The sequence below is a fragment of the Allobosea minatitlanensis genome, assembly GCF_964020775.1.
This window is the reverse complement of record NZ_OZ224509.1, coordinates 1402304-1416725: the sequence shown is the minus strand read 5'-3', so window position 1 is coordinate 1416725 and position 14422 is coordinate 1402304. Positions and strand designations below refer to the sequence as shown.

At 71.7% G+C, this 14422-nt stretch carries 11 protein-coding genes; 4 read left to right on the top strand and 7 right to left on the bottom strand.

What is annotated here, in order from left to right; all coding sequences use genetic code 11:
• Positions 1-2: 2 nt before the first annotated feature.
• The 3 genes from ACWH43_RS06940 (at position 3) to ACWH43_RS06930 (ending at position 6051) form a co-directional block, all read left to right on the top strand.
• The gene (locus tag ACWH43_RS06940; RefSeq protein ID WP_158448078.1) at positions 3-920 is read left to right on the top strand and encodes a DUF58 domain-containing protein; all 918 of its coding nucleotides are present in this window, start codon (positions 3-5) and stop codon (positions 918-920) included.
• 12 nt (positions 921-932) lie between these two features.
• Positions 933-3758: a DUF4159 domain-containing protein gene (locus ACWH43_RS06935; RefSeq protein ID WP_158446033.1), complete on the top strand. Its 2826-nt coding sequence runs from the start codon at positions 933-935 to the stop codon at positions 3756-3758.
• A gap of 202 nt (positions 3759-3960) precedes the next feature.
• Positions 3961-6051 (top strand): hypothetical protein, encoded by a 2091-nt coding sequence (locus ACWH43_RS06930; protein WP_158446034.1) that lies wholly within the window; start codon positions 3961-3963, stop codon positions 6049-6051.
• Between the two features lie 16 nt (positions 6052-6067).
• On the opposite strand, the gene ACWH43_RS06925 is transcribed toward ACWH43_RS06930, so the two are convergent.
• On the bottom strand, positions 6068-6574 hold the full coding sequence (locus ACWH43_RS06925) for a GNAT family N-acetyltransferase (RefSeq protein WP_158446035.1): 507 nt from the start codon (positions 6572-6574) through the stop codon (positions 6068-6070).
• Between the two features lie 172 nt (positions 6575-6746).
• On the bottom strand, positions 6747-7256 hold the full coding sequence (locus ACWH43_RS06920) for an NUDIX domain-containing protein (protein ID WP_260347692.1): 510 nt from the start codon (positions 7254-7256) through the stop codon (positions 6747-6749).
• A 326-nt stretch (positions 7257-7582) separates the two neighbouring features.
• Between ACWH43_RS06920 and ACWH43_RS06915 the strand changes: the two genes are divergently transcribed.
• Positions 7583-8476, top strand: a complete 894-nt coding sequence (locus tag ACWH43_RS06915; protein WP_158446037.1) for a metallophosphoesterase family protein — start codon at positions 7583-7585, stop codon at positions 8474-8476.
• 105 nt (positions 8477-8581) lie between these two features.
• On the opposite strand, the gene ACWH43_RS06910 is transcribed toward ACWH43_RS06915, so the two are convergent.
• The 5 genes from ACWH43_RS06910 to otnI form a co-directional block, all read right to left on the bottom strand.
• The gene (locus ACWH43_RS06910) at positions 8582-9328 is read right to left on the bottom strand and encodes a glucose 1-dehydrogenase (RefSeq protein WP_158446038.1); all 747 of its coding nucleotides are present in this window, start codon (positions 9326-9328) and stop codon (positions 8582-8584) included.
• Positions 9329-9559: 231 nt separating this feature from the next.
• Positions 9560-11365 (bottom strand): ABC-F family ATP-binding cassette domain-containing protein, encoded by a 1806-nt coding sequence (locus tag ACWH43_RS06905; RefSeq protein ID WP_158446039.1) that lies wholly within the window; start codon positions 11363-11365, stop codon positions 9560-9562.
• A gap of 63 nt (positions 11366-11428) precedes the next feature.
• On the bottom strand, positions 11429-12475 hold the full coding sequence (locus tag ACWH43_RS06900; protein ID WP_260347691.1) for an acyltransferase family protein: 1047 nt from the start codon (positions 12473-12475) through the stop codon (positions 11429-11431).
• 43 nt (positions 12476-12518) lie between these two features.
• Entirely contained in the window at positions 12519-13523 is a 1005-nt protein-coding gene (locus ACWH43_RS06895) for a glucokinase (protein WP_158448276.1), read from the bottom strand.
• A complete protein-coding gene (otnI, locus tag ACWH43_RS06890) occupies positions 13523-14302 on the bottom strand; it encodes a 2-oxo-tetronate isomerase (protein ID WP_158446518.1) in 780 nt (259 codons plus the stop codon). The genes ACWH43_RS06895 and otnI overlap by 1 nt, the downstream gene beginning before the upstream one ends.
• Positions 14303-14422 lie beyond the last annotated feature (120 nt).

The window sequence follows — 14422 nt, the reverse complement described above, 5'->3', positions numbered from 1 at the left end:
CGATGTTGCGCACGCGCGTCCTGAGCCGGACCGAGCGGCAGCCGGCGAGGCCCGTCCTCACCGCTTCGCTCGACCTCGCGGCGCGCCTGCCCCGCCTCATCCTCGAGGCGCGCCGCGTCTCGGCCAGCGTCCACGGCATCCATGGCCGCAGGCGGGCCGGGCCGGGCGAGACCTTCTGGCAGTACCGGCCGCTGGTCGCCGGCGAATCCGCCGCGCGCATCGACTGGCGCCGCTCCGCCCGCGACGGCCATCTCTTCGTGCGCGAGCGCGAATGGGAGGCCTCGCATACCGTCTGGCTCTGGATCGACCGCTCCGCCTCGATGGGCTTCGCCTCCTCGCTGGCCCAGGCCTCCAAGATCGACCGCGCTTTGGTCGCCGGCTTCGCGCTGGCCGAAACGCTCGTCGAGGGCGGCGAGCGCGTCGGCCATCTCGGGCTCACCCGCCCCCTTGCCTCGCGCAACATCGTCGAATTGCTGGCGCAGGCCATCGTCGCCGACCGCAAGGGCGCCGAGGACGACCTGCCCCCGGCCGCGGCCCTGCCGCGCCTCGCCGATGCGATCATCGTCAGCGACGGACTCTCGCCTTCCGACTCGCTGGCGAGGCGCATCGCCGCGATGTCGTCGAGCGGCGCGCGCGGCCATGTCCTGCTCATCGCCGACCCGATCGAGGAGACCTTCCCCTTCACCGGCCAGGCCGAGCTTTTCGACCTGGAGGACGGGCTGACGCTGCGCGTCGGCGATGCCCTGTCCTGGGGCGAGGAATACCGCCAGCGCCTCGCCGCCCATCGCGAGGCGATCCGGGAAGCCTGCCGCAAGGCCGGCTGGACCCTGACCCTCCACCGCACCGACCGGCCGGCGAGCGAGGCCGTGCTGCGGATCGCCAGCCTCGTCGCCGCCTCGCGCGGCGCTTCGGGTTTTTAGGGAGGGCACGGAATGTTCGGCGCCCTGCCCCTCACCTTCTCCGCCCCGCTGGCGCTGGCCGCGCTGGCTCTGCTGCCGGCGCTGTGGCTGCTGCTGCGGGTGACGCCGCCGCGCCCGCGCCGGATCGACTTCCCGCCGCTGAAGATCATGGCCGACCTGATCCCCAAGCGGGAGACGCCGGCCCATACGCCCTGGTGGCTTCTCGCCATCCGCATGGCCGTTGCGGCGCTCGCCATCCTCGCCGTGGCCGGCCCCGTCTGGAATCCGCCGCGCGACGCCGGACCGGCGCGCGGCCCGGTGCTGCTCCTCGTCGACAACGGCTTCGGCGCCGCCACCGACTGGGCCGACCGCATCGCCGTCGCCGAATCCCGCATCGCCGCCGCAACGCGCGAAGGCCGGACCGTCGCCGTGGTCGGGCTGGCCGAGAACCCGGCCGAGATCGCGCTGCTCGACCCGCGCACCGCGCTCGAGCGGCTGCGGGCGCTGACGCTCGAGCCGCATGCGCCGGACCGCGCCGCCCATCTGGCGCGGATCGACGGCTTCCTGCGCGCCTCGCCACAGGCCGAGATCGTCTGGGTCTCGGACGGGCTCGCCATCGGCGACGAAAGCCCGTTCCTTTCCCGGCTGAAGCAGATCGCCGGCGAGCGGCGTCTCGCCATCCATGCCGGCCCGGCGACCCAGCTCGCCTTGGCCGCGCCCGAGAACCAGGCCGGCGCGCTCACCGTGAAGGTGCTGCGCCCGAACGCCGCCGCGCCGGCGACCGGCACGGTCCGCGCGCTCGACCTCAAGGGTCTGCCGCTCGGCGACGCGCCCTTCATTTTCGAGGGCTCGGCGCTGGAAACGGCCGCGCGCCTCGCCTTGCCGATCGAGGTGCGCAACGCCGCCTCGCGGCTGGAGATCGCAGGCACCCGTAGCGCCGGCTCGGTCGCCCTGCTCGACGAGAGCGCCAAGCGCCGCCGCGTCGGCGTCGTCTCGGGCACCACCGCCGACACCGCCCAGCCGCTGCTCTCGCCGACCTATTACGTCTCGCGCGCGCTCCAGCCCTTCGCCGAGATCCGCGAGCCGCGCCAGGGATCCAACGACCCGATCGGCGAATTGCTGGCGCAGAACCTCTCCGTGCTGATCCTGGCCGATATCGGCACGCTCGACCGCGAGACGGCGGCGAAGATCGCCGATTTCGTCCAGCGCGGCGGCGTGCTGCTGCGCTTCGCCGGGCCGCGGCTGGCCGCCAGCGCCGACGAACTCACCCCCGTCAAGCTGCGCCGCGGCGGACGCACGCTCGGCGGCGGCCTCTCCTGGGACACGCCGCGCAAGCTCGCCGCCTTCACCCGCGAGAGCCCCTTCTTCGGCCTGAGCATTGGCGACGATGTCCGCGTCAACCGCCAGATCCTGGCCGAGCCCGAGCCGAACCTGTCGCGAAAAACCTGGGCGGCGCTGGAGGACGGCACGCCGGTCGTCACCGGCGAGCGCCGCGGCGACGGGCTGATCGCCATGTTCCACGTCACCGCCGACACCACCTGGTCGAACCTGCCGCTCTCCGGCCTTTTCGTCGAGATGCTGCGCAAGGTCGTCAACCTCGCCGCCACCGGCACCGCTCCCGAGACGCAAGGCGACGAGGTCAGGGTCGAGACGCTGTCGCCGACCCGCGTGCTCGACGGGCTCGGCCAGTTCCGCAGCCCGCCGGCGACGAGCCAGCCCGTCCCCCGCAATTTCACCGGCCGCGCGACCCTGCTGCATCCGCCCGGCCTCTACGGCCCCACCGAAGGCTCCCTCGCCGTGAACGCGCTCAGCCCCGGCGACCGGCTCGCCGCGCTCGATCTCGCCGGGCTCGGCGCGCCGATCCTGCCGATCGACGAGCCGATCGCGCGCGACATCCGCCCGCTGCTGCTTGTCCTCGCCTTGCTGCTGCTTATCGCCGACACGCTCGCGACGCTCTGGCTCGGCGGGCGTCTCGGGTTCGGGCGCGCCCGCCGCGCCGCCTCGCCGGCCGCGATCCTGCTCGCGCTCGGCCTCGCCGGCGGCCTCGTCCCCGACCATGCGCAGGCCCAGCCGGCGCCGCCGGCCGCGCAGCCCGACAAACTCCCGCCCATCCCGCGCGAGCTCATCGCCAATGGCGCGATGACCCGGCTCGCCTATGTCGTCACCGGCGACAAGGCCGTCGACGACATGTCGAAGGCGGGGCTGACCGGCCTCAACAGCGTGCTCGGCGCCCGCACCGCCCTGGAGCCGGGCGACGCCATCGGCGTCAATGTTGAGCGCGACGAGCTCGCCTTCTTCCCGGTGCTGTACTGGCCGATCGTCGCCGGGCGCCCGATTCCCGCGGCCGAGACGCTGCGCAAGCTCGAAGCCTATATGAAGGGCGGCGGGCTCGTGATCTTCGACACCCGCGACGCGATGAGCGCCCGGCCGGGCGGCGGCACCACCCCGGAGGGCGACCAGCTCAAGCGCATGCTGCAGACGCTCGACATCCCCGAGCTCGAGCCGCTGCCGGCCGACCACGTCCTGACCAAGACCTTCTATATCCTCGACGGGCTCGTGGGCCGCTACGATACCGGCACGACCTGGGTCGAGACCCTGCCTCCCGCCGACAATGAAGGCCGCCGTCCGGCGCGGGCCGGCGACAACGTCTCGCCCATCGTCATCACCTCGAACGACCTCGCCTCCGCCTGGGCGATCGACCGGCGCGGCGAGGGCCTGGTCCCGCTCTCCGGCTCCGATCCGCGCCAGCGCGAGCTCGCCCTGCGCGGCGGCATCAACCTCGTGATGTATGCGCTGACCGGCAACTACAAGGCCGACCAGGTCCATGTCCCGGCCCTGCTCGAAAGGCTGGGGCAATGATGGTGATGCCATACCCTGGCCGTCATTCCGGGGCGACGCGAAGCGTCGAGCCCGGAACCCATGAACACGACCTCGCCGAGACGGTCGTAGGCCGATGGACGCGGCCAATGATCGCCTTCCGTGTTCATGGGTTCCGGGCCCAGGCCTACGGCCTGTCCCGGAATGACGGGACCGGATCCACGCAAATCGGGGGGCCCCGCTGATGTGGAGCCTCTCCTTCGCCCCGCTCGTCCCGCTGCCGCTGCTGATCGGCCTCGCCGTATTGGCGGCGCTCGCTGCCGGCGCGGCCATCGTCCTCTCCGGCCGCAGCGCCATCCTGCGGGCGCTGGCGCTGGCCGTCCTGACGGTCGCGCTCGCCGACCCCTCGCTGGTCTTCGAGGATCGCGAGCCGGTGAAGGACGTCGTCTCGGTCGTGGTCGACCGCTCGGCCTCGAACCGCCTCGCCGACCGCACGGCCCAGACCGACGCCGCCCTGGCCGAGGTCGAGCGGCAGTTGCGCGGGATCCCCGGCATCGAGCCCCGCATCGCCGAGGTCCGCGACGCGCAGGGAACCGGCGACGGCACGCGCCTGTTCGAGGCGCTGACCGACAGCCTCGCCGACGTGCCCTCCGAGCGCGTCGCCGGCGCCATCGCCATCACCGACGGCCTCGCCCATGACGCACCGCCCAATGCCGAAGTGCTCGGCCTGCGGGCGCCGCTCCACATCCTGACCACCGGGCGCAATGCCGAGACCGACCGCAGGATCGTGCTGGTCGATTCGCCGCGCTTCGGCATCGTCGGCAAGGACCAGATCATCCGGCTGCGCGTCGTCGACAAGAACGGCCCCGGTCGCGCCGGCCTCACCATCCGCCGCGACGGCGAGATCGTCGCCCGCCGCGAGGTCGCGACCGGGCAGGTCGTGCAGGTGCCGGTGCGGATCGACCGCGGCGGCCCGAACGTCGTCGAGATCGAGGCCTCCCCGCTCGACAAGGAACTGACCCTCGCCAACAACCGCGCGGTCATCACCATCGAGGGCGTCAGGGACAAGCTGCGCGTGCTGCTGGTCTCGGGCGAGCCGCATCCGGGCGAGCGCACCTGGCGCAACCTGCTCAAGGCCGACGCCAATGTCGACCTCGTGCATTTCACCATCCTGCGCCCGCCGGAGAAGCAGGACGGCACGCCGATCAACGAATTGTCGCTGATCGCCTTCCCGACGCGCGAGCTGTTCCAGGTCAAGATCAAGGAATTCGACCTGATCATCTTCGACCGCTACGCCAACCAGTCGATCCTGCCGCTGGTCTATTTCGACAATATCGTCCGCTATGTCCGCGCCGGCGGGGCCCTGCTCGTCGCCGCCGGCCCCGAATATGCCGGCTCGCAGACGCTCTCGCGCACCCCGCTCGGCCAGATCCTGCCGGCGGTGCCGGATGGGAGCGTCATCGACGAGGCCTACAAGGCCCGCGTCAGCGACCTCGGCAAGCGCCATCCCGTCACCCGCGACCTGCCGGGCTCGGAGGTCGATCCGCCGCGCTGGGGCGAATGGCTGCGCATGGTCGGCGCCCAGGCGCGGGCCGGCGCCGCGCCGGTCATGACCGGCCCCGGCGACAAGCCCCTGCTGATGCTCTCGCGCGAGCAGAAGGGCCGCGTCGCGCTCTTCCTCTCCGACCATGAATGGCTCTGGGCTCGCGGCTTCCGCAATGGCGGGCCTTATCTCGACCTGCTCCGGCGCCTCAGCCACTGGCTGATGAAGGAGCCGGAGCTGGAGGAGGAGGCGCTGCGCGCCACCGCCCGCAACGGCACGATCGAGGTCGAACGCCAGACGCTGGGCGACAACCCCGCCCCCGTCACCATCACCGGCCCCAATGGCGAATCCCGGCAGGTCGCGCTCGAAGCCGGACAGCCCGGCCTCTTCACCGCCCGCATCCCGACGACCGAGCAGGGCCTCTACCGCCTCACGGCCGACAACCTCACCGCCTTCGCCAGCGTCGGGCCGGAGAATCCGCGCGAACTGATGGACGTGGTCAGCGACCCCAGCGCCCTGCAGGCGCTGGCGCAATCGACCGGCGGCTCCTCGCGCCGCATCGGCCATGAGGGTGATTCCGGCGTCGCTATTCCGCGCATCGTGCCGGTGCGCTCCGGCAGCCAGTTCGCCGGCGCCGACTGGATCGGCTTGAGGATCAGCGATTCCGGCGTCGTGCGCGGCGTGCAGATCTCGCCGCTCTTCGTCGGGCTGATCGGGCTCGCGGTGCTGTTCGGCGCCCTCGTCGCCGGCTGGCTCGGCGAAAGCGGCCGGCGTTTCAGGCGGGACTCGTGAAGGGCGGTGGAGCTCTTCAGCCCGCGCGCGCCGAGGTTACCTCGCCGCGACGCTGCGCCAGCACCCCCGCGACCAGCTCGAGCGCCAGGAAGCGCGCCGGATCGGCCGGGCCGGGCAGGACGAGCTGCCCCGGCGGGACCACCTTGAAGCCGAAGCGGGCGTAATAGGGCGCGTCCCCCACCAGCATGATCAGGTCGTGCCCCGCCGCGCGCGCCGCCTCGATCGAGCGGTTCATCAGCGCAGCCCCGATGCCCCGGCCCTCGAAGGCGGGGTCGACCGTCAGCGGCCCCAGCATCAGCGCCGGATGGCCGCCGGCGCCGACCGGCGTCACCTTGACCGAGCCGACCAGGAAGGTGCCGACATGCGCGGCGAAGGAAAGCTGCGGGTCGGGCGGCACGCCCTCGCGCAGGCGGAAGGCGGTGCGCGCGAAGCGGCCGGGGCCGAAGGCGCGTTCATGCAGCCGCTCGATCGCGGCGTTGTCCACGGGCAGCTCGTGGCGGATGGTCAGGGGCAGGGATGTCATGGCGACCGGGAAAGGCAGCGGGAGAGCGATCGGTGAAGGCGAGGCGCGCGAGCGCACAGGCCGGTATGGCGCGCTTCAGCGCGCCGGTCGTCGCAGGTCTCGCAGGCTCGTGCCGTCGGTCATGGCGGCGCTCTAGCAGAGTCCGCGGCGCGCGTCCATCCGGCCGCTTACGCTACCAGTCGGCCGCCGGCGGCAGGTCCCCGGCGATCTCGTCCAGCCGGCGAAGCGTCGCGGGCGTCACGCCCTCCGGCAGGGCGTCGAGCCGGAAGAAGCCGGCTTCGGCGATCTCGCGGTCCGGCTGCTTCACCCGCTCGACCCGGAAATCGCGCAGCACATAGAGCGCGACATGGTCCCGCCGGGAGATGCGCCGGTTGAAATAGAGGCCATGCAGCCGGGGAGCCCCCGTCGGCACGATGCAGGCCTCCTCCGCCAGCTCCCGCGCCAGCGCCTCCTCGGCCGTCTCCCCGACCTCGACCCCGCCGCCGGGGAGCTGCCAGCCCGGCACATAGGTGTGCCGGACCAGGAAGACCTCGCCCTTCTCAGTGAGAACGGCCGCCCGCACGCCGAAGGTGACGCCGCGGACGAGCCGGAAATAGAGGTGCAGCAGGCGCAGCATCGGCCGGCGCCAGCCCGAAAGGCCGGGGTCCCCGCCGCCGCCATTCGCGGAGGTTCGTCGCTCCATCGGCTCGATTCTCACCATCGGGTTAATTGTCTATGCAAAAAGCGCATGGCGGACGCGCCGGAACCAAGCTGGCTCCGACACAAACGCGCCCCAAATAGCGGCGAAAGACACGCCGTTCACTGGAACCCGAACCATGCTCCTCTCCTTCATCATCTCCCGCTTCAGGGCCAAGCCGGCCTATGTCTGGAAGCCCGCCGTCACCCTCACCGATTCGCGCATCGTCTCCGAGCTCACCGGCGCCGCCAACTGAGATCGCCTGCCGGCCCGTCGACCGCGCCGAATTGCGCGCTTGACGGGCGGCCCGCGGCGAGGGCAAGCGCTGGAGCGTGTTCAAGCTCGCGCACCTGTCCGATCCGCATCTCGGCCCGCTGGCCGAATTCTCGCTGCATCAGCTCATCGGCAAGCGCGCGACGGGTTACGTCAACTGGCGCCGCAAGCGTCGGCACGCGCATGACATGGACATCCTGGCGCGGATCGTCGCCGATATCCATGCGCAGGCGCCGGATCACATCGCCTGCACCGGCGACGTCTCGCATATCGGCCTGCCGAACGAGTTCCGGACGGCCGTCGCCTTCCTCGATACGCTGGGGCCGCGCGAGACGGTCAGCTTCGTGCCCGGCAACCACGACGCCTATGCCCGCTCCTCGCTGAAGGCGCTCGCGGCGCTGCTGGCGCCCTGGAGCGGCAGCGACGACGGCGCCGGCGGCTATCCCTGGTATCGCCGGCGCGGCCCCCTCGCCCTGATCGGCGTCAGCAGCGCCGTGCCCACCCTGCCCCTGATGGCGACCGGCCGGGTCGGCCCCGAGCAGACCGGGCGCACCGGGGCGCTGCTCCAGCGCGCCCGCGACGAGGGGCTGATCCGCGTCGTCCTGATCCACCATCCGCCCTATGTCGGCGGGGCGCGGCGCTCGCGCGAGCTGGTCGATGCCACCGCGTTCGAGGCGATGCTGAAGCGCGAGGGCGCCGATCTCGTCCTGCACGGGCACAATCACAGCTTCTCGCTGGCCTGGCGGCCGGGGCCGCAGCGCGACGTCCCGATCGTCGGCGTGCCCTCCGCCTCGCTCGGTCCGCGCGGCCATGGCGAGCTCGGCACCTGGCATCTCTTCCGCATCGGCGGCGACGCGAAAGCCCCGCGCATCACGCTGGAGCAGCGAGGCTTCGAGCCCGACGGCACGGTGGTGCGCCGTCAGGAGATCGCGCTGCTCGGGGAATTGATCTGACGCGGGCCGTCATTCCCGGGCGAAGCCTGGAGCATCGACCCCACAGGACGTAAAGGCGCCGCTCCGGAGCGGGATGCCCGGGCGGGGCCCGGGCATGACGGACCTTCAGACGCAGCGCCCGCCATCGACGGCGAGCACCGAGCCCGTCACCATGTCGGCCTCGTCCGAGCACAGGAACAGCGCCGCATTGGCGATGTCCTGCGGCGTCGAGAAGCGGCCCCACGGAATCGTCGAGGTGAAAGCCTTGCGCCGCTCGGGCGTGTCCTCGCCCATGAAGGTGGCGAGCAGCGGCGTCTCGCCGGCCACCGGCGCGATGGCGTTGACGCGGATCCTGTCGGGGGCGAGCTCGACGGCCATCGACTGCGAGATCAGGTTGGCCGCGCCCTTCGAGCCATTGTACCAGGTCAGGCCCGGCCGGGGCCGCAGGCCCGCCGTCGAGCCGATATTGAGGATGACGCCGCCGCCGTGCTGCCGGAAGTGCGGAACGGTCGCCCGCGCCATCAGGTAGATCGACTTGACGTTGACCGCGAAGATCCGGTCGAACTCCTCCTCGGTCACCTCGGTCATCGGCTTGTTGCGATGGGTGGTGCCGGCATTGTTCACGACGATGTCGAGCCGCCCGACCTTGGCGATGATCTTCTCGACCGCCTTGTCGACGCTTCTGGCCTTGCCGACATCGCAGGTCACGGCGAAGGCCTTGCGGCCGATCGCCTTGGCGGCCTCCTTGGCCTTGTCGCCGTTGATGTCGAGCACCGCCACGCGCGCCCCCTCGCGCACGAAGGTCTCGGCGATGCCGAAACCGAATCCCTGCGCCGCGCCGGTCACCAGCGCCGTCTTGCCCTTCAGTCTCATGCTCGTTCCTCGTGATCTTGATGCCGCGATGTTTGAAACGATTGAGCGAGTCGGTAAATGCGGTTTCGCGCGCAGGCGGGTGCGAAAATGGGATGACTCGCCGTCATTCCCGGACGAAGCGTAGCGGGATCCGGGAATCTCTCCCGGACCGAACCCCGGAACATCCCGTCATTGCAGGGCGTGCGCCCTTCATCCGCCTGCTGACCCGCTCTCCGCAGAGGCAGAAGGAGGCTACGCCCCGATCTCCTCGCGCAGCATCTCCAGCTCCAGCCAGCGCTCCTCCGCCTCGCCGATCTCGCGCGCCAGCTCTTCCAGCCGCGCCGTCGCCCTGGCGAAGAGCTTCGGGTCACGGCTGTAGAGATCGCCGGCCACGGCGGCGTTGAGCTTCTCCGCCTCGGCCTGCAGCGCCTCGATCTTCTGCGGCAGGGTTTCGAGCGCGTGCTTCTCGTTGAAGGAGAGCTTGCGCCTCGCCGCCGGCGCGGCCGATGCCGGGGCCGGCTTCGGCGCGGCGGCGGACGGCTTCTCCGTCACCCTCGCCTTGGCGCCGACGCCGCGCCCGCGCTGCGCCAGCATGTCGGAATAGCCGCCGGCGAACTCGGTCCAGACGCCGTCGCCATCCGAGATCAGAACCGCCGAGACGACCCGGTCGAGGAAGTCGCGGTCATGGCTGACCAGCAGCACCGTGCCCTGGTAGTCGGCGAGCAGTTCCTGCAGCAGGTCGAGCGTTTCGAGGTCGAGATCGTTGGTCGGCTCGTCGAGCACCAGCAGATTCGAGGGCTTCGCCAGCGCCCGGGCCAGCATCAGGCGCCCGCGCTCGCCGCCCGAGAGGGCGCCTACGGGCGTGCCGCGCTGCAAGGGCTGGAACAGGAAGTCCTTCATATAGGAGACGACATGGCGCGGCTGGCCGCCGACCATGACCTGGTCCGAGCCGCCGCCGGTCAGCGCGTCGCCGAGCGGCGTCGCGGGATCGAGGCTTTCGCGGCGCTGGTCGAGCGTCACCATCTCCAGCGCCGTGCCGAGCTTCACCGTGCCGGAATCGGGCGCGAACCCGCCGGTCAGCAGGTTGATCAGCGTGGTCTTGCCGGCGCCGTTCGGCCCGACGATGCCGATCCGGTCGCCGCGCGCGACCCGGAGCGACAGGTTCCGGACCACGGCGTTGTCGCCATAGGCCTTGGAGACGTTCACCGCCTCGATGACCAGCTTGCCGGAGGTCTGCGCCTCGCTGGCCTCCAGCCTGACGTTTCCGGTTGCGGCGCGGGCGGTGCGGCGCTGCTCGCGCAAGGCGTGGAGTTCGCCGAGGCGGCGCTGGTTGCGCGTGCGCCTTGCGCTGACGCCGTAGCGCAGCCAGTCCTCCTCGCGCGCGATCTTGCGGTCGAGCTTGTGCCGGTCGAGCTCCTCCTGCGCCAGCACCTCGTCGCGCCAGAGCTCGAAATCCCCGAACCCCTTCTCCATCCGCCGCGTCACGCCGCGGTCGAGCCAGACCGTGGCGCGCGACAGCGCGGTCAGGAAGCGCCGGTCGTGGCTGATCAGCACCATCGCCGAGCGCAGCGACTTCAGCTCCTGCTCCAGCCATTCGATCACCGGCAGGTCGAGATGGTTGGTCGGCTCGTCGAGCAGCAGGATATCCGGCTCCGGCGCCAGCACCCGCGCCAGGGCGGCGCGGCGGGATTCGCCGCCGGACATGGTCGCCGGATCCTCCTGCCCCGTGAGGCCGAGCTCGGTCAGCAGATATTGCGCGCGATAGGCGTCGTCGCCCGGCCCTAGCCCCGCCTCGACATAGGCGAGCGCGGTCCTGTAGCCCGCGAAGTCCGGCTCCTGCGGCAGATAGCGGATGGTCGCGCCGGGCTGGACGAAGCGCTCGGCATGGTCGGGCTCGACGAGGCCGGCCGCGATCTTGAGCAGGGTCGACTTGCCCGAGCCGTTGCGGCCGACGAGGCAGACCCGCTCCCCGGCCGAGACCGCGATCTCGGCCGCTTCGAGCAGCGGCTGTCCGCCGAAGGTGAGCGCGACGTCGCGCAGATGCAGCAAGGGGGCCATGGCTCGTCCTGTCAACTGGCGCGTTGGATAGTCCGCGCAGGCATCCCTGTCACGCCCGCCGCCTCAATTCCCGAGCCAGCGCCGCATCAGCCGCGTCGCCGGCCTTTCGAGGCCGCGGTGAAGCAGGAGCGCGGCCAGGACCGCGCCCGCGAGCGCCAGCGTGACATAAAGATGCGGCCAGGCCAGGCCGGCCCGCAGCATCGCCTCGCGCAGGCCGCGGATCACGAAGGGGTGGACGAGATAGAGGGCATAGGAGGCATCCCCGACCGCCGCCAGCGCCCGGACCGGCCGGACCGGCACGATGCCCTCCCGCCCGCAGGCCGCCGCCAGTACCAGCAGCACGGCCGCGCCGCCGCGCCAGAGCACGAGGCTCCAGCCATCCGCGCCCTCGCCGCCCCGCGCGGCGGCGAGCAGCACGGCGATCCCGGCGGCCGCGATGGCGACCCGCGACAGCCCGTGCAGGCGCAGGCCCCGCTGCCGCAGCACGGCGATGCCCATGCCGGCCGCGAATTCGAGTACGATCGGCTGCCCCCAGAAGCCGAAGGGCAGCGGCAGCGGCCCCGTCAGCCCCTCCGCCCCGACCAGCACCGCCAGCACCAGCGCGACCGCCGGCAGGGTCCAGCGCCCGGGGAGCATGAGCCCCGCCGCAAACAGCCCGTAGAACAGCATCTCGTAATTCAGCGTCCAGCCCAGCGAATAGACCGGCTGGACCACCCCTTGCGTCGAGACCGCCGGCCAGAACAGGTAGGACGCCAGGATCTGGCCGAGGCCCGGCACCCCGGAGTTCAGCGCCGCCGGCATCGCGAGGCCGGCGAGCAGGAACAGCGAGGTCATGGCCCAGTAGAGCGGCACGATGCGCGCGAGTCGCCGTTTCAGGAAGGTCGGCGCCGCGCCCTGCCGCCCGAACAGCTCCCGCGAGGCATGCACCATGATGAAGCCGGAGACGACGAAGAAGATGTCGACGCCGGCCATCCAGGGCAGCAGGTCGCTGCGCGCAAAGGGCAGCCCCGCCCGCGCCGCGACGATGGCGGCGTCGGGCTGGACATGGTGCACGGCGACCATGAAGGCCGCGAGCGCACGCAGGACCTGGATGGAGTGGATGGGCTGCACGCGGTCGCGTCGATCTGCGGAAGGTTGGGGCTGCGGGTCGCGCTCAGCCAAACCACAACCGCTTCGGATCGTCGAGGCCGAACCGCGCCGGCCCTGCCGCGATGGCCGCGAGCCCCTGCTCGGCGGCGTCCTGCGCCGTGACCAGATGCAGGGCGAAGCGCGCCGCCAGCGCCTCCATCGGCGGCTTGCGGGCAAAGACCGCCCCGATCGTCGGGCGGTCCGCCAGCGCGAGCAGCTTCGGCGCGATGCCGCCGGCGATGAAGACGCCGCCCGTGGCCTTGAAGACTAGCGCGAGATCGCCGGCGACCCGCGCCAGCAGGCGCCAGAAGCAGACCACCGTCATCAGCGCGGCCGGGTTGCCGTCGAGCGCGAGATGCGTGATGTCGGCGGCGCTGATGTCGGCCTCCGCCACGCCGGAGGTCGCGGCGACGGCCCTGTGGATGCGCACCAGCCCGTCGCCGCTGAGCAGGTGCTCGACCGTGACGCGCGGCAGCCCGGCCGCCAGCGCCGGCCAGATCCGGTGCTCGGCCGGATCCTCGGGGCCGATGCCGATATGCCCGGCCTCGGTCGGGATCAGCGAGCCGCGCTCGCCCCGCGTCAGCAGGGCCGCGGCGCCGAAGCCGGTGCCGGGACCGAGCACGAGCCTGATCCCCTCCGGCTCGGGGTCGCCCGCGACGAGCGTGTCGAGATCGGCCGGCGCCAGCACCGCGAGCGAGGCGGCCAGGGCCTCGAAGTCGTTGACCAGGAGCCCCTGCTCCAGCCCGAGCGCGGCGGCGATCCGCGGCCCGTCGAACTCCCAGCTCGCATTGGTGAGCTGCGCGCGGCGCCCGTCGAGCGGCCCGGCCACGGCGAGGGCCGCCGAGCGCGGGCGCACCGGCAGCGTCGCGACGGCGCTCTCGAAGGCCTCCTCCGGCGTCCGGTAGCTGCCGGTGCCGATCCGCGCCAGCGCGACAGGCGGGCTCTCCGGCTCCGCCGCCAGCGACAGCCTGCAGTTGGTCCCGCCGATATCGGCGAGCAGCACCGGATAGGCGATCGCGGGCGGGCGCATCAGAGCGGCTTCCGCCAGGGCGCGAACCAGCCCAGCCCCTCCAGCGTGCCGTGCCGCGGCCGGTATTCGCAGCCGACGAAGCCGCCATAGCCGAGCGCGTCGAGCTCGGCGAAGAGAAGCGGATAGTCCGGGCCGGAGGCGTCGGGCTCGTGCCGGCCGTTGGCGCTGGCGATCTGGACATGGCCGACCAGCGGATAGAGCGCCTTGAGCTTGCCCGACACGTCGCCGTGGATCAGCTCGCAATGATACATGTCGAATTGCAGCTTGACGTTCGGCCGCCCCGATTCGCGCACATAGCCGGCGGCCCGGTCGAAATCGTTGAGGAAATAGCCCGGCATGTCCTTGCCGTTGATCGGCTCCAGCAGCAGGTCGATGCCGTGCTCGCCGAACCTGTCGGCCGCCTGGGCGATCGAGGCGCGGTAGGTCTTCTGCGCGCCCGGATCGTCGGGGTCGGCGAGCCCCGCCATCATGTGCACTTGCTTGACGCCGGTTTCGTGGACATAGGCCAGGGCGGTCTCGATCGAGGCCCTGAACTCCTCTTCCCTCCCCGGCAGTGCCGCGATGCCGCGCTCGCCGGCCGCCCAGTCGCCCGGCGGCAGGTTGAACAGCGCCTGCTCGAGCCCGGCGCCCGCCAGCGCCAGCCCGACCTGCTCGGGCGCATGATCGTAGGGAAACAGGAACTCGACGGCCTCGAAGCCCGCCTCGGAAGCCGCCCTGAAGCGGTCGAGGAACTCCCATTCGTTGAACATCATCGAGAGATTGGCGGCAAAACGCGGCATGAAGGGCCCCTGGCAGGCTGATACGACAACGGTCCGCGCAGGCTATAGCATCGAACCGGAAAGTGGAATCCGCCTGCCGCAAAGATCCGTTGCGATAACAGATAGATAGATCGCCGTCGC